This is a genomic window from Chryseobacterium polytrichastri (genome assembly GCF_900142445.1).
Lineage (GTDB): Bacteria > Bacteroidota > Bacteroidia > Flavobacteriales > Weeksellaceae > Chryseobacterium > Chryseobacterium polytrichastri.
The window spans coordinates 1-21,581 of the sequence record NZ_FRAV01000004.1 but is presented as its reverse complement, the minus strand read 5'-3'; the positions used below and the strand labels follow the sequence as shown (position 1 = coordinate 21,581).

Here is a 21,581-nt window from a genome sequence, read left to right as displayed (position 1 = left end):
GGATTTTTTTAGTCTTATTTCCTAACCCCGAGTAAACATCTCCAACAATTTATCCTGCGCATCCTCAGCATGCATCCATTCTACCATTTCCATAGATTCCTGTGCTTCTTTTGTTCCTCTTGCCTGCATTTTTTCTTCATACGTCGCAATAGCAGTTTGAATGTCTTTAAAATAATCATCTGTAAGATATTCACTGAGCTCCAAAGTATCGAGCATCGCTAAATTTACACCTTCTCCAGACGGAGGCATAAGATGGGCAGCATCTCCAAGTAAAGTTATATTGGATTGTGCTTCCCAGCTTTGATCAAAGGGAATACAGTATTGCGGACGTAATAAAACAGGCAAGCTTACATTTTCAATTAATTCAAGCCAAATATTATCCCATCCCATAAACTCTTTTCTAAACCATTCAAGAATCTGGAGTCTATTTGAAAAATCAATTCCACTATTGGGTATCCAGTTTTCATCTTTTTTACAACTGATATAAAAATCTAAACTGCCATCACCTTTTGAAGAAAGATGCAGATATTTTCCATCATGATGAACATATATTTTTCCTCCTTTTAATAATTGATGGATACGGGGAACTGTTGTTTCAGAATCTGGGATATTTCCCTGAATAATGGTTACACCTGAATAAAAAGTTTTAATAGAAGTAACAAAAGGTCGGATTTTAGAATTTCCTCCATCAGCACCTATTACAATATCGGCGGTAGCGGTTGTACCATTTTTAAATTCAAGTTTCCAAACACCATCAATTTGGGACATGGTTTTAAATTGACTATCCCAAGCCACAGTATCGGGTTGTAATGAATCTAGTAAAATATTCCGCAACGAACCTCTGTCGATTTCCGGTCTGAAATGTTCATTATCAAAATCTTGCGGAGATGATTCCATATGTTCATCGTAAATAATGTTAGCATGTTGGTCAAGGATACGACCTTTATCGGCACCAGGTCTGTAGTTTTCTTTAAAAACATCCATTAATCCTGCTTTTTTGATAGCTTTTAATCCTGATTCAAAATGCAAATCCAGAGTTGCCCCTTGTACACGTACTTCTCTATTAAGATCTCTTTCATATACTTTTACATCTACGCCTTTACGCTGTAGAAGTCTTGCAAGAGTTAAGCCTCCGGGACCACCACCTATGATGGCTATTTTTTTATGATCTAATAACATATTTTTTCTGTGTTTATGATTTACTTTAATTTCTTTCTACAAAATTCTGATTACTTTTATGAATAAAATAGCCGTATATAATATTAAAACAGTCGCAAATGAAAATTTCAATTATTGATAAAGGAGCAGGTATTACAAAAGAATTTGCTAAATCGATAGGGGCTACAGTCCGTGGACGGTTTATAGATATTCCTGAAAGCAAGGGCGGAGGGTATATTACGGGATTTTCTTGGGAAACTGACCTTCGTATGATGATTCGGAATTATTATCTCAAAGAGGAAGTTTTTATTGAACGTACCAATGAATTGATGGAAGGGCAGGAGGATGTTGTTTTCTTACTAAGCGGAATTTTTCCTTCTCTAATACAATCCGTACAACCGCTGTTAAAAGAACAAGCGAATGTATTGATTTGCATGCATGCTGTTTCTTCTATTATGGAAATGCCTTCAAGTACTGTTTTTGGGAGTGTTACCATTGCAGTTTCAAGGAAGCATCTTCGTTCACTTTTTGGTAAGATACAGCATCCCATTGTTGAAAACATATTAAACGGTAAGGATAATTTTGTGTTTGAAACAGATATTTCACCGGAAATGATTAAAACTGCCAGTGAAATGTTAGAACCCTCTATTCCTGAAAGTCTCGAAAGTCATTATTATAAACTAAAATGCGAAGAACTATTGTGCTACATCTTTGCCTTATTGTTACAAAGGGAAACGAGGGTAGCAAGTAATATGCATATTGATGATATTAAAGCGATATATGTGATCAAGCTTCACTTACAATCGCACTTGGATGAACCTCCAAATATTGCCACATTAGCTAAGCAATCGAATATGAGTGAACCCAAACTCCGTAAATTGTTTAAGCAGACCTTTGGAAAAGGTGTTTTTGATTATTATCAGACCGTCCGCATGCAAGAAGCGGCTAAATTACTGAAAGAGCAAAGAATGACTGTTTCTGAGGTTGGATATCAATTGGGATTTACCAATCTGAGCCATTTCTCAAGAGTCTTTGAGCAGCATATTGGAATGAAGCCTAAGAAATATTCATTAAATGAAAAATAATATTAAAAGTGTAAAACAAAAAAAACTCACAATTTCTTGTGAGTTTTCGTGAACTTGGAAGGACTATCATTGAACCGTCTAGTAGAAGATTTGAATTGGATTTTGAGGTTAAATGTTTGATTATGAGTTATTTGTTAAATTGTTTGGATAGTTCGAATCTTTTTGAGATATGTTGATGGGAGCGATTTTTCGAACCTTTGTTCTAATATTTTAAGGAATCTATTTTTCAATAGATTGGTTTTTAATGTTTTAGGATTAATAATTCAAGTTCGAATCCTCTTGCCATATTGATTTTATTAAGTTTTTGGGACTATTATAATAACCAAAATACATAATTTTCAGCTTTGAGTTGATTTATTATCAGCTCAAAGCTCGTTTATAAAAAGCTATGAACTTTTATAATTTTTAATTATGGCGTTGATTCAGTATTGAAATTTCTTTTTCAAATGAAAGGTAAGGATTCTAACCAATACTTTCATTGCACTTTAAACCTAATTTTTAAAGATATTTTTAATTACTGCCACTAATTTGCCAATAATCATTTTGGTAGATGTTTTGAAATAAATATTTGTCAACGACTCTAAATAACAACTAATTTATTTCGCCAAATATAATTTCCATTTTAATACTAATGACAACACTATAACTTGAGATGTTATGGCGTGAATCATACTCTTATTTTTCTAAAATTATCTGAGTTATTTTACCTTCTTCCAGTCTGATATTTAATCTAATTCTATAAAAACTCTTTACATCTTCATCCATTTCAGAAGTTGGCGTAGATGTTTCTAAAGAAATAATTATATCCTTTTCCATAAATGACCATGACGATTTTATTTTAAAATCCCTTCGGCATATTTCTTGGTAAGAAGAATCAATATAATTTTTAAACTCTTCTAAACCATTAGTAATAAGTTTTTGCTTCCAATTGATCCTTATTTCGAAAATTAGGTTCTCAGATAAATCCTTTAAAATAGATTCCTCTGCAAAGTTATTACAAGCTTTTACAAACTCACGGACTATTTTCCTAGGAATTTTTTCACGCTGTTGTTTTTCTTTCTTTTTTATCTCCAAATAGTCCTTGAAATCTCGGTCTACAATATTTTCCAACTTGTCTTTACCTCTATAAAAGGCATCAAGCTGAGTTTTATAAAGTTTATCTGGAAAAAAATCAGCTGTTTCAGGATCTGCCTCATGCTTAAATTCATCTACGAGTAGGAATCCTTTTTCTTGTGTAGAATTATTAATACCAGGAATGATATTTATATGATAAGTTTGCTCATCTGGTCCAAAAAGGACTTTAATTACCGGATTAAACTGAATGGAAGCTTCTACGCTCTTTTTTATGAGGTACTTGGTTTCATTTAGAGGATTGTCAATAGGGTTCCCCCAATTAGTTGTACACAATTCAGATTGGTATCTTGAAATTTCTACTCGAATCTCTTTTCTTCCATGGCGCAGATCAGTTGTAAATTCATATCCAGGAAATGCCTCACTTATTAATTTGTCAAGTTCCCATTCTTCGTAGCTACTGGTAAAATTTATTGCAAAATTTCCTACGAATTCCGTTAAATAAACAGGAGATTCTATTTTGTTCCTAATTAATATACTTTTGATTGTATTTATATCAGCTTTTCTATTTACCGAAATATTTATTTGTGTTTCGATCATTAGTAAAAAAATTAAGTTTGAAATATAACTATATTTACTGAAACATTGATAAATGAGTATCCCCAAAAACCATCATTATATATCTCAAATCCATATTAAGAACTTTTTCAATAAAGACGATGGCTGTATTTATTTGTATGACAAACACCAAAATAATTTGTTTAAAAGTAATGGAACGCGTAATATTTTTAGTGAAAGAAATCTTAACACTAGACGAGTATCCGAAAATATAGATTATACCACTATTGAAAATCAACTGAACGATAAATTTGAAAAGGATTTTGACAGACATTTGCAAACTGTAAGAGAATTTATAGATTCGAAAGAATTTTCTGAAGAGCTTGACACAGCACTTATGTATTTTGCCCGTTACGGCGTAATTGGTGAATTTAGGACTCCTCATTATAAAAAAAGAATGGACGATGGCATATTTAATGGAATGAAAGATATTATGGAACATGCCATTGATGATCTTAAGGAAGATTTTTATAAAGCATTTAATTTTGATAATGAGATTAAGTACACTAATACTAATAATTATGAGGAACTTGCCGAGCACATAATAGAATCTATGGGCGAGATGAACTGGATTTTGACTGTTCCAAAAAGTAACGATGATTATTTTTTGCTTGGAGATTTTGGAGCGGCAACTGTAAGGGATAAAATCAATGTTTATTTTAATCCGGATGTGAAAGAGATTGCATATATCGGCTTAGCTTTAAGCAGCAAAGTTTATTTACAATTATTTTCTACCAAATGGAGTAAGAGTCCTCAATCGTCAATGATTCATGCATTAGACTCAACTCACATTTATGATATTAATAAAGCTAATTTTATATATTCTAGAAAATTCTTAGCCTGTGAAAATGAGAACTACCTAAAAACCTTTATTTTTCAGGTAAGAGAAGAGCTTACAATTTAGGTATTTTAATTTATTGACTTTTCGGATTTTCAATTTGAATGAGTCGAGAACAATGGGCCAATTTCTTAGTAATCTAACTTGCGCCGCCCTCCATTTAAAGGTATTCGTCAAATTTCAAATATATATTTTTATGGACCAAGTTAAAATTTAATATTAATTACAATGATTATATGACTGGGACATTAGAATTACGGTTTCCAGTAAGGTAAATTAAATTTAGGAAAGTAGATTTGCTTCTTTGAAAATAGCATAAATTAGTTGTTGTAATTTAAATCTTTTTTGTATTTTTCACTCAAACTAAAAGCCATATGATCAATTTAATCTTCCAAAGTAAAGCTTTTTACTATGCTTAATCTTAAATGTTTTAAAGCTGGGAAGGGTGATAGCTTCCTTATGACTTGGGAATCAGAAATTAAAAACCGTTTATTAATCGATTTTGGCTTCGAAGGTACTTATCGTTATCTTGGACCATTAATCAGTGATTTTGGGGTAAATGATTTCGTGATTATTACCCATGTAGATTATGATCATATCGGAGGATTTTTTAAATGGTTAAGCGATAAACAGCATCCTCTTAATAGACAGTTGACCGTATTTTTAAATACTCCGAATCTTATAGTTGCACCAGATTCCTCAGAAAAGGTTGGAATTAAACACGGTGTGAATCTCGAAATACTATTGGAAGAAAGAGGAATTGTTCCAAAACCACTTTTTGTAGAAAGCGATAATACTCTTAAAATTGGTGATGTAGAATTAGTAATATTATCACCTAGTATAGATATTTTATCAATGTTGATTGAAAAATGGACCGCAAATAAGATTTATCAAGAGTACCTAAATCAGAAATTGCAAACAAATGATAGAGTTGGTGTAGATGTCCATAAAAAGCTTCGATCAAAAGAAGAAATTTTAAAATCTCCGCCCCAACCGCATAAATGGGAAGATGATTTATTAAATTCTTCCTCCATTGCATTTTTGTTAAAATATAAAGGAAATCAGTTATTGTTTTTGGGAGATTCAAATCCTAATATAGTTTGCGAACACCTAAAATGTAATGAGAGCGAACCCTGCGAAATAGATTTACTAAAAATTAGTCATCACGGTTCAAAACATAATACAACTGTACACCTTTTAAAAAGTATAAGGTGTTCAAAATATTTAATTTCTACAGATGGTAGTGGTCCATATTATCATCCTTCAAGAGAAACTTTAGTTTTGATTGCTACATATGGTCGGAAAAATGAAGATGAATCGATCACTATTTATTCTAATTATTCACTAGATAAGGACAAACTCTTGACGAAAGATGAACAGAAAAATATAATTTTTAAGGAGATCGAAGAACTAGAATTTGATAGTAAATTTTGACCATGGAACATTTAAATAAAACTACAGGTCTCATTTTAAAAAATGAAAAATATGTTGGAGGTTCAGTTATATTTCCTTGGGGGGAAGAATTATTATGTATAACCGCTGGACATAATTTATATGGTAAAAATTTTGATGAAATTCCAAACCTTGAAGAATGGTCAGTAAGTGATTATTTAGGAAATTGTCACGGAGTAAGAGAGTGTCTAGGAGATATTGATCATGCTAAAGAATATGATATAATTGTCCTTAAACTTAATTCAAAGGAAGATTTATCGTTATATTTATGTCCTTGTTTCTATACTATTCCTAGAAATCCCAAACATTCTTTTTTGTTTAGAGGAAAGTATGAGTCAGCCAATGAGCCCATACTACAGAAGAATCTAAGTTTTAATGTTGTCTGTCAAGATTCTATTCATAAGTTTCTTTGTGATATTGATAAGGAAAAACTTATAAATAGTTCATTTAAAACTGGAAGCACGTGGTTATCTGGATGGTCCGGGTCTGGTTTGTTTCTTGATAATCATGACGAATTGATTTGTTTCGGCGTAATGATTGAAATACCTAACGATGGAAATGATGGGCAATTGAAGTTTACAAGTGTTACCGCAATAGATATTCTTGGTCTTGACTTAAAAACTCAAGATTCAACTTTACTCAATTATGATAAAAAATTAAGTAAAAATTCCTTGACCTCAATTATTGACCAGACAACTGATGAAGCTATTTCAAATTGGGAGAAAGAACCAATCAATAAGCCGCAACTGGATTATATCAATCTAAAATTGCCGAAAGTATATCAAGATAAATTACTGGAAGAAAAGAAAAACTATGTAATTAAGAGGTTAATAGTCGGTCAAACTTTTCTTTCATCAGAACTTAGAAAAAATCAAAGTATTTTCGACTGTTACGACGAAGCGTATAAAGTATATAATTTGGTTGACAAAGAAATTGATGCAGATTCAAAAAAAGAGGCGCGAATAGGTTTAAATAATATGATATCTGAATATGAAGATTATTTGAAAGATCAAATTGGTGAATTGTTAAATGTTGCAGAAGTTAAAACTTTGGCACTCTATGGAATTAGTAATTGGATTGCAAATTGTAGTTTAAGTTTTACAGAAGATGAGTGAGAAATTAAAAATTAAAGGTAATAAAATTAAAATTTTAGACGCCTATTGGGAAAATGACGAAGTAGCAATAATCATAATATTGCTAATTGTGAATTATTCTATTTTTGGAAACTCTAAATCAGTACCCCTGAAAAAAATAGCATTTATTTTTGATGCGTTAAAGAAGAATTTACCAGTTTCAAAGCTTTCAGTACAACTTTCGTCACCTTGGGATATTTCTGATGGACTACGAAAAAAAATAATAGTAGCCTTTGAAAGGGAACTTTTGGAAATTAAAAACCCCCAAACTGGAATAAGTTTCTCATTATCATTAAAAGGTAAGCACTTAGTTGATCAAATAGAGAATAAAAATATCTTGCCTGAGCTTTCAAATGAAATTAAAAAGTGGTCGGTAGAAGTGACCAATGATGAACTTAAAAATCAATATTTAATCTGGTAAAATGATAACAATAAATTCCATACAAGCTATTGTTGAAAATAAGGAAGGAAAGAAGTTCGGTTTTAAATATAGCTTCAATTCTGGGCTTAATATAATATCAGGTGATAATTCAAGTGGAAAGTCAACTATCCTTTCGTGTATATATTATTGTTTAGGTTTGGAGCAACTGGCTAGTTATGGTAGTTCTGACGGCCTTAAGGAATGTCTTAAAAGTAGTTTCAAATACGATAATATTAATATTACTGTGAGCGAGTCCTATGCTGAATTACATCTTTGTAACGATAGAGGGGATGTGGCATGTATAAAACGTTCCATTAAATCAATTTATGGATATGAAATAAATAAGCTGAGCGTTCAAATAAATGATGGTCTGGCCGAAGAGAAGTTCATTCATGCAAATGGTGATAGTGATCATTCTGAAGGATTTTATAAATGGTTATCTGATTTTTCTGGAATTGCTATTCCCGTGTTTGAGGGTGAAAATGGGAATCAAAAAATACTTTATCTTCAACAAATATTTGCAAGCTCTTTCGTTGAACAGACCAAAGGTTGGTCTGACTTCTTTGCTCAAGTACCTTCTTTTAGTACAAAAAAAGCAAAACAAAAAATTGTTGAATACACTTTAGGCTTAAGCGGATTACTTGAGGAGTTTGAATTAGATAAATTAAAGGAAGATGATAAACAATTGAGATTGGTATGGAATAATACTGTTGATACATTTCAATCTCTGGTTGCTTTTTATAATTTTTCAACAGCCAATTTAAATAGTATATTTTCTCTGGAACTTTCTCCAAAGAAAATCGAAAAGTTGAAATTGCAAACTAAAAATTTAGATGGTAGTTATTCGACAATTGATGATAGTATAACTAATATTGGTAGTCAGTTAGAAAAAATAAATATCAAAAATCAAATCATTTATGATGTAAGGAATGTTAATAATCCAGATCTCTTAAATCAGTTAGCAGATGCGGAGACTAATTTAGCGCACCTTAAGGATGAGTTTAAAATTGTTCAGAAAGAGAAAATAAATGAAGATATAAAAATCAATAAGTACAAATTAAGGTTAGAAGAACTGGACAAAGAGATAGAAGTATTGAATGGATTGAATAAAATTAGTCAGCTAGAATCATTTAAAATAGGTTCTGTGGAAAACTGCCCAGTTTGTAATTCATCCTTACATAATTTTGATATAGAACTTGAGAATGTAGATCGTGTTAATTCAATAAAGTCATTAGATTTTTATAAATCTGAAAGAAGTTTGTATAGCTCATATATTAAAAGTTCAGCTAATTTATTGGAACGGTTTGACAAAACACTAATTTATTATAGCGAACAGATTCAAGATTTACAAATTAAACTTACAGAATTAAACAAAGAAGTGGTTGAGGATCAAAGGATCCCTTCTAGAACAGCAATTGGAGAAGAAATGCAATTAAAATTTGAATTGAATAAACTACGGAAAATTAGTATTCAGTTTGAAAAATTTAAAGGTGACCTTGTTCAAATTTCCAAACAACTAAGAGCCATTAAAAGTAGAAAAGATCATCTAATGGCAAATAAAAAAGTAGATGAAGATAAGATTGTTAGTTTTAAAAATTCTTTTAAGCAATATTTATCAACATTTGGATATTCTGGTGAAATTATGGATCGTATATTCATTGCCAAAGAGGAACCTAATAAGTTATTTCCGGTTGCTAGTGTTGTAGGAATGACAACATCGCAGCCGATAAGATTGGTATCTTCTGCCAGCGATTTTATTAGAGCTCAATGGGCCTTTTACATGTCTCTTTTGGTCAAAGCAAAATATCATCTTGGAATATTGGTTTTGGATGAACCTGGGCAACATGCAATGGCATCAGCAGATTTACAAGAATTGCTAAAAGAAGCCTCAAATATTAAAAATAGGCAGATTATAGTGGCAATTTCTAAAGAAGATAAAGTTAAAGATGAACAAGAGGGAGGTAATGAAAAAGAAATTAATTTAATAACAATGCTCACAAACGCTGGCCTAGTCGAAGGAAAGGATTATAAATTAAATATGATTGATGGAAATAATAGAAAAGACAAGTGTATTCAGCCATTGAATTCTTGATTTTAATAATCAAAAATTAACATTATGCTATGTTATAGTTGTCTTAATAATTAATATCACAAAAAATAGGCGAGGAATACAATCATGATGTTAGTATTAAATAGCATTACTTATTATAGAAGCCTAAATCTAGGGTTATGTTATCCCTAGATTTAAGCTGAAATACATACAATTTTTCTTTGATAAAATTAAATTTTGACTGTTGTCTCCCTAATAATATTAAAAAATTCCTTTGATGCCTTATCCAAATCTCTTATACCTTTACAACACCTATCCTTTATTTTTCTTCCCTTACGTTTAAAATCTATAGAGAATGTCTTGTTTTTGAGGTATAGCTCTATTGAATACTCTATCCCTTTGTAAATTCCTTTCCAGTGGTTTTCATCCACTGCATGCCATTCAATGGCTAAAGGAACTTTTTGTAGAGCCTGCCGAAATTGTAAGCAATTTTGAAATCGCTTGTCCCGATCCGCCCTAATTGATTTCTTTACAACTTTTATAATTTCATCAGGAATATGTGGTGCAAATACTCTTTGAGGAAATTTTTCCTTCTTTAAGTCTTTTAACCATAAAGCATCATTAGTATATGGCCTTGGTAATGTGGACATATTATTTAACAGTCTAAAAAATGTGATCCCCATAGAGTAAAGATCACTTACCCCATCCTGTGCATCTCCTTCTAAAACCTCTGGAGGTAAATGAGAATTATAACCCGCAAAACTAAAGGTTTGATGTGCGAGTCCATATGCTAGTCCGAAATCAGATAATTTTGCTTGCCACTGGTCCGAAAACAAAATATTTCCGGGCTTAATATCTCTATGGAAGATTCCTTGAGTATGAGCATGCTCTAGTCCCTGTAGGGATTCGATAATAATTTGTATTGCTTTGTGTGTGGTTATAAAATTTCCCTCGAGATAACTCTGAACACTCCCATTTCGTAAATATTCGGTAATAATACAAGGATAATGATTTCCCTCTATTTCATGAATATCCATTTCTTTAATATCAACAATATTATTATGCCGGCATCTTTCAAGAATTTGAGCTTCATTCATTGCATCTACAAATCCATCTGCGTTGTCTACGCGAACAATTTTTAATGCCCTTTCCGCATTTAATAAATTATCTTGTACCCTAAGAACACTACCAAAGTTTCCTTCACCAATTAATCCAATTGATGTAAATTTCCCTATATCCATTATCGAGTCATTAACGCCATTAATGCGGTAGTTTTAATACTCTTATCCCAAGGAGCAGATTGATTTCCTAACAAACCTTCAATATAATTAATAACGTTGGTTTCTTTTGGTAAATTGAATTTACCAGGCTTGATCGAAGCTGGGGCTACATGGAAAATTTCAATGCCTTTCTTCTGGCACAACAGGTTCAATATGGCTTGTCCATAATATACACTGCTTACATAATTGTTTGTAACATTGTTTATAGTCAAGCGGTAGTTAACAGTATTAGGTTGTAAATTATTCAATAATAATTCTAATTCATTTTCAAACCATTCGACGGTTTGGGGAACTGTATAGTTAGCAGGCAAAACAATTTTCCCTTTTGTATGTAATATTGGCTGATCCATTGTTCCCTCTAAAGCCACATATTCGAAATCATTAGTAGTAAAAGTGAATGCTATCGTCATATAAAATTGAGTATTTTGGTTATAAATGCATGGTTAGTCAATTCCAAATATACAAAACATAATATTATGATATTCTATGGTTTCCCGTAAAAGCCAACAAGTATCTTCAATTACTCTTTGAAGAGTATATTGATATCTCCTTAGATAAAGTTATGACTAGCCTAATCTATTTTTGCATTAATATTAATTTAAACTGTAAAAATGATTTAATTCAACATCAATCCCGGAAAAGCTATGGAATTTACCCTATTCAGAAAAAATCTAAACGTAACTGATGATGAGCTATTATTTGCTGTCCTACAATTTGAAACCGTACTGGTAAAATAAGAAAGAATGATCTTTAATTGTCTGGTGAGGAATTATAATGACGAATATGCCAATATCCTATTTGCCGACTTCTTACAGTGACATTGAGCGTATGCTCCATATCTTTAATTATATAAGTGATGCTGGTCCGTCATGATATGAAAAACCTAATGCTAGAAATTCTTTTAATATACCACGGGCTGAAATTTTTTAGGTGGTAATCTCTACACAGATCCGAACCATCCTCTTCAGAATAGCATAAAATCCACTATTTTAGAACCATTTTTAGAACTTGCCAATACTGAAAAGATTGAAAGGAAAAGCCCGCCCGAAGGGGACGCCCTAATGATTGAAAAACTTACCTCGATGCCTGGATAAAAATAATTACTAAAAATTTTACTTTACGGATTACCATAAAAGTACATTCTTATTTTTTTTGAAATTAATGGCATGAAATGCCAGTTACAGAACTTTATAATCCTAATGATCATTGATGCCTTGAAACACAGTTCTTCTGGAATCGGGATTCGCATTAGCCATGAAATCAGAATAACTCGCGGTCCTGATAAGAGCTGGATCGAATTTTGGCGTAAAGATGGCAAGCCGGTGAATGCCTTTGATTTTTTTAACATGGGATTGCACATTGACAGGTATAATACGCAACGTACATATGCACTTCAAAAATAAACGGATTATCGTTACTTAAAGTTAATACCTTTTATAGATGAAAGAGGGTGTGCTGAGGCTAATCGGTGAATTTTCAATCAATTAAATATTTTTGATACTCAAAATTTGTTGATAATAAAAATGGATAGCCGTAATACTTTACTTTTTGTTTTTAATATATTTGTTTAAGAACATCTTTTTTAATCTATTACTAATACTTTTTTTAGCCATTTGAGTGAAAATTTAAAACCTGATTTCAACTTTGTGCGGGTTCTCAGTGAGAACGAAACCTATAAACTTCTTTTTCCTTCAAAAGAGGTGGGAATGGCGATTGTCATACTCTATGAGAGAATTGTCAATAAGGAATTTGATGACGACAAGTTCTCCGAAAAAGATATCCATACGGCATTTGAGGAAATTTATCAGACCAATATGCGGTATCCCAAAGAAGTGTACAGTGGTCATATTATGGATCTTCAGGAATATTTTTTGGATTATGACCAGGAAAAGCAAAAGTATTATTTTAAGGATTATGCCAATAAATTCTGTCTGCATGCAAAGGATACGCTGAAGGGCGCATTTAACCCCACAAGAATCCAGCAGATATGTTCCCATCTGAGTTCAACACTCAAAAATTCGGATGATCCCAGATTCTGGCTCGAGGTAACGTTTAAAAAATTTGAACCGGACCTCAGGGAGCAGCTTGATTTTTTGGACCGTCAGATTGTGCTGTCCGTTGAGGATTTAAAAAATGAGACGAATTTTTCGGATCATAGTTTTATTGATGTACTTGTAGCCACACAGGAGCGGTTGTCACAATCGCAAGCACATGTGCAGGAGCTCCGTTCGGCGTATTCAGAAACCAATAATATCCGTGCTACCTTGGATAATATAGATTTTACCGATCCGGTAATCAATGATCTGATCTTGGAGGTTCATGCGTGCCTGAGATACATCAATGACAGGCTCAATTCACTCGACCGGAAATTAGACCGTATTCAACCCAAGGTCCGCAAATTATTTTCCACATTGAATAAGCCTTCGTTTAGTTCAAAAGTAGAGAAATTTATAATCCATCTTCTGAATGAAAGTGTTTTGGAGAATAGGAATATTGTTTTTCCCGGAAACATTAAGCCACCACAACTGCACATCGATACACCTGAATTTACTATTGTAAGCAGAGATAAGGAGCTGTTTCCACCAAAGCCGAAGGAAAGAAAAACATATGTTCAAAATGAGGAAATCATACAGGAGAATGTAGAAAGGGTCAAAAGGGAAATCCGGGAGATGGAAGTTATCGGCAAGTGGGAGAAACTGATATTTGCGGAGCTTGAATTAAAAGGCGAGATCAGATTATCAGCCTATTTTTTTGAGATCCTGAGAGATTCCCAGAGCAGCCAGATCGCGGTAACTGTTTTGTTCAACGTTATAAAGCAGGTATATGCCAGTGAGGGTAAATTTAAACTGTTAACAGAAAAAACTCTGCAGAGAGATTCTGAACATAAAAATATTGGATTATGGAAAATGTCAATTATCAGGACATAATGCTCGATTTCCTCTATGATGAGGAAGCACGGGAAATTTTTGCCACAATTGATTATCAACTGAAGGATGGCGTGCATTTTCAGGATAGCGGGAGCCAGACCAGATATTTCGCCTATATACAGCGGAATATGAAAAGTCTCGTGAATTATTACCATAATTTTTTTGGTGTGCGCCTGAGTGAGGGGGGCGAGAGTCCGGATAATTATTTTTACTTGGATTTCTATGGAAATGACCGTGGGAAAATTTCCTCCAGGCACCGGAATATACTTAAAAGTGAATATGTGATCATCGGCTTTATACTTTATAAAATCGTATATATTGACAATGATTTATTGCTCGACTCTGTCCAGCGACTAAAGGAAAAGATCCGGATCGACTATGATGATTATAAAAGGGGCATTTATTATTTGATCGCAAAATCAAAAAATATCGGTCCGGGCAATGTAAATGACGCGATGCTGGATTCCACGGTACAGTCAGCTCTGATCGAGTTCAAAAAGATCGGATGGCTGATCTTGGAAGGCGATGAATTCACCGTGCTACCGGCATTTGATAGGTTGATAAAGATTTATGAGGAATACATTCTGGATATTGATAACACGTTAAATGAACTGAAATGAAAGATTATCCGCGAATAAGAAGACTGTCAACATTAGGGATCATCAGGCATCAGCACTTTGACTATGAGTTCGGTCCTTTCAGAACGGATTTTGTCGGGGAAGGGGGCGCCGGTAAAAGTATGATTTCCGATCTACTTCAGCTGATCTTTGTTGGAGTGAGTTATTTCCATTCCCCCACCAAAGGCAGTGGTCCCAGGGAGGCTAAGACCCTGGTATTACGATCCGGGGGAAAGGGTACGGATATGGGATATGCATTTTTGAGCATTGAGCTCAAAAAGTACCAATATGTGATCGTCGGTATATATCTTGAAAGTTCGGGCGCGGCAGAGATGTTCATTGTCCAGCAGGGAAATAATTTTGAAGCCGATACGACGCTGGCAACCTTTGGCCAGCTGCTCGGTGTCGCTGAATTCCAGCGGGATAATTCCATTTTACCCATCAATGAACTACGAGACCATATCAGTGATAATTTTAATCTGACCTGTGAAAGCTGGGAGAGAACCCAGACCTACCATAAGATTTTATTTAACAATGATATTCTGCCGCTTGATCTTTCGATCAGTAACCAGGCATTGCATAATTACGCAAGGATCGTTCAGGCTTTTTCGCGGGAATCGCTGGATATGGATAAGAGTGGCAGCCTGCAGTCTTTTCTGTTCGGTGATGAGAAAGAAAAAGAATTTTATAACAGGTTTGAAACCACGGTTGAGGAGCTGCAGGGTGATGAGAAGCAGTTTCAGGATAATGTCGCGGAAATAGACAAGCTTAAAATTAAGCAGCAGAAACTCAGTGATCTGCTCGATCTGAAGGTTGTAAAGGAGCGTCTTTTTAAAGACTATTTAGAAGCCGAGTATGATTTCCAGGGCCAGCAACAAGATGGTCTACTTAAGGAACTCGAAGAATTAATACTAAAATATGATGAAAGCAACAGGCTACTTCCATTACTTGAAACTGTTCTTTTAAAAAAGCTTGAGGAAATAGCCCAGCAGCAACCTGTAATGGAGGAACGGGTTGAGGATGCTCTTGTTCAGTCAAAGGAATGGACCAATAAAAGCAGGAAAAGAGGTGATTTCCTGCGCTGGCTGGAGGAGCTGGATATTTCTGCTGAACAAATTTTGGACAAATACGACAGCTATCAGGAATCCAAGGATAATATCCGAAGGATAAATGAACTTGAAGCGCAGATTCAAAAGAACAAGATATCAACAAACCTGCTCGCTAATTATTCGGGAAAAGCAGTGCTGGTACAGATACAGCACAGTTGTGACCTGGTGAAACAGGAAATCGAATTTAAAAATAAGCTTCGGTCCCTGAACAACCTAAATGAAGCCACTTCTGTTGCCCGATGGGCTCTTGAAACAGACCGTGTTTTAGATCAGAGACAGGAAGGGATCATCAGGATGTTCCAGAATCAGGACATCCGGGTCGATGAACCGCAGGATAAGCGGTACAGATATCTTCCCTCGCCGGAGATATTGATCCATGGGGAGATTCTGGTTCATAGGGAAGACGAGCTTGGGTTCTGGCTAAATCTCCATGGTGTTCTTGAATTTATTTCAACGGATTTCGAACCTGTGTTCAATACCGGAAACAAAGATGACATCAAGAAATATTTTGAGGTCCAGACCAGTAACATCGCTAAGGATATAGAGGGTTTAGAAAAGAGTTTAGCAGATTTAAGTGTTCTTTACGGGATTCTTGAAGAACTTGGAGATGCCGATGAATATGTTAAAGCCTGGGGGGCAAAGTGGGAGCTGGATGTGCAATTACAGTCCCATGAACTGTTTGCGTTAAAGAAAGATGAGCTACTCGATCATTTCAATTTAGTAGGTGATAGTGAAGTGCCGGTAAAGGCCATGCAGTATGAAAATACCTACAAAGCATTAAAAAAGAAAGAAAATGAGTTGATAACCTTATCGACGAATCTATCGCAGCTGGAGAAATCTTTTATTGATGTGATATCCGATGGACAGGTTGAAGAGATAAAAAGTAAATGGCGTTTTGAAGTTTCTGGGCAGGGAGCGACCAGCAGCGATCTGGTGGATGATACTGATAATGCGGAGTTTTATGGTAATTTTTTTGGAATTTACAAAAATCAGGAGAAGTATTATGCTGGTTCAGAAAGGATCAAAGAACTGGATCGACTGATAAATGAAGTAAAGTCGAAAAGGAATGATGCGTACGGTAAGTGTCCGGAACTCTTTGTTTCAGCCTATGTTCCCAAGATCAGGCAATATGAGGAGGTTGAGCAATTGCGTGAAGATAGTTCTGCAGCAGAAAATAAATATATCGTCAAATATAATATCATTGCAGGGGAAAATTTAAACAATAATATCAAAAGATTCGAAGATTCGGGGGATTTTAGGGATTTATGTTCAGAGATCTTACCTCCCGAAATTCTAAATGACGAGAATATTCTGGACCGGGATGTTATTGAAAAAATAGGAAAATATCTTGCTGATATAAACTTAAAGAACAGGAAATTGAATTCCCGTAAGCTGAATAAACTGGCTCTGATCATTGAGGATGTCTGGCTTGAGGTCAGTACCCAGTTATACACCGCACGAAACATCCGGAATTTTCTGAACGATGATCAGAAAATAATCTCCGGCGGTCACAGGGCTACCTTGGCTGAGATAAAAGAAAATTCACTTTCAGCCGACTGGATGAAGATCTTTGTTGAGAAGATCAAAAAAGACGGTGAGCTTGGCTCTGATGGAACTTTATTTGAACAGGAGAAAGGAATTACCAATGAGCTTGAAAAGTATCACAACTTAACCCATAAACTTCAGGAGGCCTATTACCGCTCGGGCGGTGACCGGAACCTTAGACCAAAAATTAAGGAGCTGTTAAATCCCAAGTCATATTATGGGCTTAAATTTTCAATGGTAAACAGTTCCGGCAAGAAAAATGACGGAAGTACCAGTCAGACCTATTCCGCAATTGCACTTTTGTGTATAGCAAAGTTAGCGTTACTTGACAAAAAATCTGGCAGTAAAGACAAGCATGCAGTCCGTTTTATGGCCATTGATGAAGTGGCCGGTTTGGGCAAAAACTTTGACATGCTATATAAAATAGCTGAGGACAATGATTATCAGATCATTTCCATGTCAATATCTCCCCATAAGATAGATGCCGCTAAGCAGAATATCTACCTGCTGCATAATAGTGTGGAGGACGATGAGGTAAATTATGATCCTGTCCCAATATTTGGCCTACTTGAAAACGGAACAGTATGAGAACAGTAGAATGGAAATATTTGAGAGGCCTCCATGAATTATATGTAGGTGGTAAAACAAGGTTAAAAATACTGAATAACAGTTATATCCAAAGGATCATTTTTACACAAAAGAAGCTTATAAGGTATCAAACAGGCAATCATCTGGTTCTGGAGTCCTCGCCCAGGTTCAAAGCTTTTTATGAAGATGAATTTTTGCAGACTTTTCTCTATTACAATAAGTTTTTCGAGGAATCGGGGCTGGAAAATAACAGCAAGAAAAATTTTACTGAACAAGACCTGAAGGCTTTGATATTTGTTTTTTACAATAAACAGGAGATCAAAAAAAGGATGACTACCAGGAAAAAGCTTTCAGCGGAGCTTTTTAGAAAAGAAAACTCAAAGTATATCGAGAATAAGCCTTCTTTGGAAAAAGCAATACTGCAACTTTTAGAAGTAGATTCATTTCCTGAAAATGATCCAAAAAATCATCAATGGAGATGGGTTGTTGACTGCCTGGAGCCACAGATTATTGTTCTTTGCGAAAATCTTGATTGCCTAAAAGTACCTGTTGAATATAAAAATAACAACATTGAACTTTGGTATGTTGGAGGTAATAATACTAAACCCCTAGTGGACATTTCGGCGGATAAGCTAGGCCTGCCCATCTATTATTTTTGCGACTGGGATTATAGCGGTCTAGGTATCTATTGCCAGGTGAAAAATATCTTTAAAGAAAAGAGAAAAGATATAATACTCATTGAACCTCCTGAAAATGCTAAAAAATTACCGGTCGCGGTAAAACATCACAAAAGTAAATGGAGTCAGGAAAAGCAATTTTCAGGACTTGACCAGTCTCATTTTACGATTGGGCAGATTGAGGTAATTGATTCGCTTATTTCAAAAGATGAATGGATTGAGGAAGAATCTATTGATTTAATAGAATATTTAATATTCGCGTGTAGAAACTAATGACTCATTAGTTTTAGTTTGTTAAGATTTTGTATGTTTTAACCAATATAAGGAGTTGTGGCAAATTCGTGGTAGACAATTTTTTTTTCATTAAGTCATTGATTAATAATATTTAATTGCATTAGGTGGTAATCTCTACACAGATCCGAACTATCCTATTCAGAATAGCATAAAATTCCACTATTTTAATTCTTTTCAAATTACTGCCATGATTCTGCAATAAATATAAATCATGCTATTATCCAGTAAGACAGAATATGATCGAAGCGTAAAATCTATTTGTCAAAACATGTATATAACCTCGTCAAATAAATTGTTCTGTTTTTCGTTTAAATATATAAGAGTTTTTAAATACAATAAAGGATTTTATAATAATACCCACGCCATGCAAGCCGTTTATCTGTACATACGAGTTAGTACTGATGAACAGGCTGTAAAAGGATATTCCCAACGCAGCCAGTTGGATCGGCTTGTGCATTATTGTAAAGATCACAATCTTATTGTTACCAAAACTATTTTCGAAGACTATTCTGCAAAAACATTTAACCGACCGGAGTGGAACAAGCTGTTCGCTGAACTTAAGCTCACTAAGAACCAATCTTCACTTATTCTCTTTACTTATTGGGATCGATTCAGCCGCAATATTATGGACGCTTACAAGATGTTAGAAAGATTGCAGAATATGAAAGTCTCCATTCAGGCAATTGAACAGCAGATAGACTTCTCAATCCCGGAAAGTAAAATTATGTTGGCAATGTATTGGGCTACTTCTGAAGTAGAAAACGATAAAAGAAGCCGTAATGTACGTTTGGGAATGCAAAAAGCAAGACTGGAAGGAAGATGGATCAACAAAGCTCCTCTAGGATATAGAAATAAAATCACATCTGATGGAAAAAAATATATAGCCCTCTACGAACCGGAAGCATATATTATCCGTGAGGCTTTTACAGCTATAGTGAGACAAAATAAATATTGTTTAACTGAAATATACAAGGATGCGGTATCAAATGGACTTAATTGCAGTAGAAGTGCTTTTTACCGGCTGGTAAGAAATCCTATTTATTGTGGTAAAATAAAAATTCCGGCATTCGAAGATAAAGCTGAAAGAATTGTTGAGGGTACTCATGAGCGTCTTATACCTGTCGTTTTATTTGATCATGTTCAAAGAATAATAAAAGACGCAGATTTAAACCATCCTAAAAAACTAACTTCCAAAAGGATAGCTAATGAAAATTTAATTTTTAGAGGTGTCCTACAATGTCCTAATTGTGGAAATACGCTTACAGGAAGTGGGTCGCAGGGACATACTAAAAAATACTATTATTATCACTGTACGGGGCGTTGTCCATACCGGGTAAGAGCTTACCTTATCAATTTGAATTTTCTTTCATTCCTTAAGAAGAATAGAGTGGTAGAACCATTTTTAGAACTTGCTAATAGTATCTCAAAGGAAATTTATGGTGAAGAACATAATGATTATATTCAGAAAAAAGAGGAGATAAAGAAAGAAATGGAAAAATTAATTGATAGGGGATTCAATGCACAAAAGCTATTTTCAGACGGAAATATTGACTATGATGATTATATACTAATAAGAAGTTGTTGCCAGGAATCTTTAAAAGATAATACTGATAAATTGAGACAGCAGGCTTTAAAAATAGTCGCAGAGAAACATACAGAAAAGGGAACTGATTACGTAATTAACCACTTAGGGGAGTTTTATGAAAATTCAGATACTATAACCAAACAGAGAATTATCAGGTTGTTTTTTCCAGAGAAAGTAAAGGTAATAGAAGGGAATATTGAAGAAATGCTATCAGAAAGTGTTAAGACCATATTTGGATTAACTGTTTCAGCTTCGAAAATAAAAGAAATCCATGGTCAGCAGACAGACCAGGCGATAGTTGAATTTTTTAAAGAATTATATTTTTTAGGGTATGAACAAAACTTGAAAAATATCTAAAAATTAATTGATTAGTTTTTGATTTTTCAGAGTAAAGCTGATTTATTAAATTTACTTTATATAAAGTATTGAAAAACAGTGTTTTGTATTATGTCTGAATGTTCGGAATCCTGTATAGATAACTTGATGGTATTATCTTTTCGAACTTTTCGTTCTACATAAAAAAATAGATTTTTGTATTTATTTGATTTTCAATTATTTAATATTTCTCATAAGGTTCGAATCCTGTCAGGTTCGTAGCAATAATATGGAGATTTAATCGAAAAATTGACTAAAAAAGATAAAATATTGGTTTTTTAAGAAAAAATTTTTGCTTTAGAAAATAAGGTAAAAGGGTGAAAAATAGGATCAGTCTCAAAAGTTGGGGAGAAAATAAAAAATGATATTTTTGTATAATGTTAAATGATGCCGAACTGCTTAAATTATTTTTACCTGAACTCTTGATTGAATATTTTGAGATTGTAAAATTTGAAGAAGAAAACCAAATTCTACATATTTACTTTGAAGAGAAAAATACAGCTCCAAAAGAATTTTCTTCGCTCCTATTACAGTCAAAAGGATTTGTTCCTGAAATTATGGTAGATGATTTTCCTCTTCGCGGAAAAACAGTAAAACTCCATATCAAACGCAGAAGATGGACTGATATTAAAACAGGAAACATCATCCAACGAGATTGGAATCTTATTGCCAAAGGAACCCGCATGACACAAGATTTTGCTGAGTTCTTAAAAAAAATCAGCCGATACTAAAGCGCTTCCCTGCAAAACCATTGGTGA

16 protein-coding genes are annotated in these 21,581 nt (G+C 33.9%); 12 read left to right on the top strand and 4 right to left on the bottom strand.

Going from position 1 to position 21,581, the window contains the following annotated elements:
• Positions 1–21: 21 nt before the first annotated feature.
• The gene (locus BUB80_RS03210; RefSeq protein ID WP_073290886.1) at positions 22–1,179 is read right to left on the bottom strand and encodes an FAD-dependent oxidoreductase; all 1,158 of its coding nucleotides are present in this window, start codon (positions 1,177–1,179) and stop codon (positions 22–24) included.
• Between the two features lie 98 nt (positions 1,180–1,277).
• Between BUB80_RS03210 and BUB80_RS03205 the strand changes: the two genes are divergently transcribed.
• Complete coding sequence (locus tag BUB80_RS03205) at positions 1,278–2,243, top strand: helix-turn-helix transcriptional regulator (RefSeq protein ID WP_073290884.1); 966 nt, start codon at positions 1,278–1,280, stop codon at positions 2,241–2,243.
• 675 nt (positions 2,244–2,918) lie between these two features.
• Here the strand turns inward: BUB80_RS03205 and BUB80_RS03200 are convergent.
• Positions 2,919–3,914 carry a hypothetical protein gene (locus BUB80_RS03200; protein WP_073290883.1) on the bottom strand — a complete coding sequence of 332 codons (996 nt, stop codon included), beginning with the start codon at positions 3,912–3,914 and terminating at the stop codon, positions 2,919–2,921.
• Between the two features lie 52 nt (positions 3,915–3,966).
• Here BUB80_RS03200 and BUB80_RS03195 point away from each other — a divergent pair, with 52 nt between their 5' ends.
• The 5 genes from BUB80_RS03195 to BUB80_RS03175 all read left to right on the top strand — a co-directional run bounded on the left by BUB80_RS03195 (position 3,967) and on the right by BUB80_RS03175 (position 9,868).
• Positions 3,967–4,836 (top strand): DUF4238 domain-containing protein, encoded by an 870-nt coding sequence (locus BUB80_RS03195; RefSeq protein ID WP_073290881.1) that lies wholly within the window; start codon positions 3,967–3,969, stop codon positions 4,834–4,836.
• A gap of 345 nt (positions 4,837–5,181) precedes the next feature.
• Positions 5,182–6,204: a ComEC/Rec2 family competence protein gene (locus BUB80_RS03190; protein ID WP_073290880.1), complete on the top strand. Its 1,023-nt coding sequence runs from the start codon at positions 5,182–5,184 to the stop codon at positions 6,202–6,204.
• Between the two features lie 2 nt (positions 6,205–6,206).
• Positions 6,207–7,337 carry a hypothetical protein gene (locus BUB80_RS03185; protein WP_073290878.1) on the top strand — a complete coding sequence of 377 codons (1,131 nt, stop codon included), beginning with the start codon at positions 6,207–6,209 and terminating at the stop codon, positions 7,335–7,337.
• Positions 7,330–7,776 carry a hypothetical protein gene (locus BUB80_RS03180; protein WP_073290877.1) on the top strand — a complete coding sequence of 149 codons (447 nt, stop codon included), beginning with the start codon at positions 7,330–7,332 and terminating at the stop codon, positions 7,774–7,776. Before BUB80_RS03185 ends, BUB80_RS03180 begins: the two co-directional genes overlap by 8 nt.
• Before the next feature lies 1 nt (position 7,777).
• Complete coding sequence (locus BUB80_RS03175; RefSeq protein WP_073290875.1) at positions 7,778–9,868, top strand: AAA family ATPase; 2,091 nt, start codon at positions 7,778–7,780, stop codon at positions 9,866–9,868.
• A 188-nt stretch (positions 9,869–10,056) separates the two neighbouring features.
• On the opposite strand, the gene BUB80_RS03170 is transcribed toward BUB80_RS03175, so the two are convergent.
• Together BUB80_RS03170 and BUB80_RS03165 are read right to left on the bottom strand one after the other, a co-directional pair.
• Positions 10,057–11,067 (bottom strand): serine/threonine-protein kinase, encoded by a 1,011-nt coding sequence (locus BUB80_RS03170; protein ID WP_073290873.1) that lies wholly within the window; start codon positions 11,065–11,067, stop codon positions 10,057–10,059.
• Positions 11,067–11,516, bottom strand: coding sequence for a hypothetical protein (locus tag BUB80_RS03165; protein ID WP_073290871.1), 450 nt, complete (start codon positions 11,514–11,516; stop codon positions 11,067–11,069). The genes BUB80_RS03170 and BUB80_RS03165 overlap by 1 nt, the downstream gene beginning before the upstream one ends.
• 1,236 nt (positions 11,517–12,752) lie before the next feature.
• On the opposite strand from BUB80_RS03165, the gene BUB80_RS03155 reads away from it, so the two are divergent.
• The 6 genes from BUB80_RS03155 to BUB80_RS03130 all read left to right on the top strand — a co-directional run bounded on the left by BUB80_RS03155 (position 12,753) and on the right by BUB80_RS03130 (position 21,554).
• Positions 12,753–14,033, top strand: a complete 1,281-nt coding sequence (locus BUB80_RS03155; RefSeq protein ID WP_228433664.1) for a hypothetical protein — start codon at positions 12,753–12,755, stop codon at positions 14,031–14,033.
• Positions 14,006–14,653, top strand: a complete 648-nt coding sequence (locus BUB80_RS03150; protein WP_073290867.1) for a condensin complex protein MksE — start codon at positions 14,006–14,008, stop codon at positions 14,651–14,653. Before BUB80_RS03155 ends, BUB80_RS03150 begins: the two co-directional genes overlap by 28 nt.
• Complete coding sequence (locus BUB80_RS03145) at positions 14,650–17,892, top strand: AAA family ATPase (RefSeq protein WP_083547017.1); 3,243 nt, start codon at positions 14,650–14,652, stop codon at positions 17,890–17,892. The genes BUB80_RS03150 and BUB80_RS03145 overlap by 4 nt, the downstream gene beginning before the upstream one ends.
• Complete coding sequence (locus tag BUB80_RS03140) at positions 17,889–18,842, top strand: hypothetical protein (RefSeq protein ID WP_073290865.1); 954 nt, start codon at positions 17,889–17,891, stop codon at positions 18,840–18,842. Before BUB80_RS03145 ends, BUB80_RS03140 begins: the two co-directional genes overlap by 4 nt.
• Positions 18,843–19,227: 385 nt before the next feature.
• Entirely contained in the window at positions 19,228–20,805 is a 1,578-nt protein-coding gene (locus tag BUB80_RS03135; protein WP_073290864.1) for a recombinase family protein, read from the top strand.
• Positions 20,806–21,200: 395 nt separating this feature from the next.
• Positions 21,201–21,554, top strand: a complete 354-nt coding sequence (locus BUB80_RS03130) for an ISAon1 family transposase N-terminal region protein (protein ID WP_073290862.1) — start codon at positions 21,201–21,203, stop codon at positions 21,552–21,554.
• The last annotated feature ends 27 nt before the right edge of the window (positions 21,555–21,581 follow it).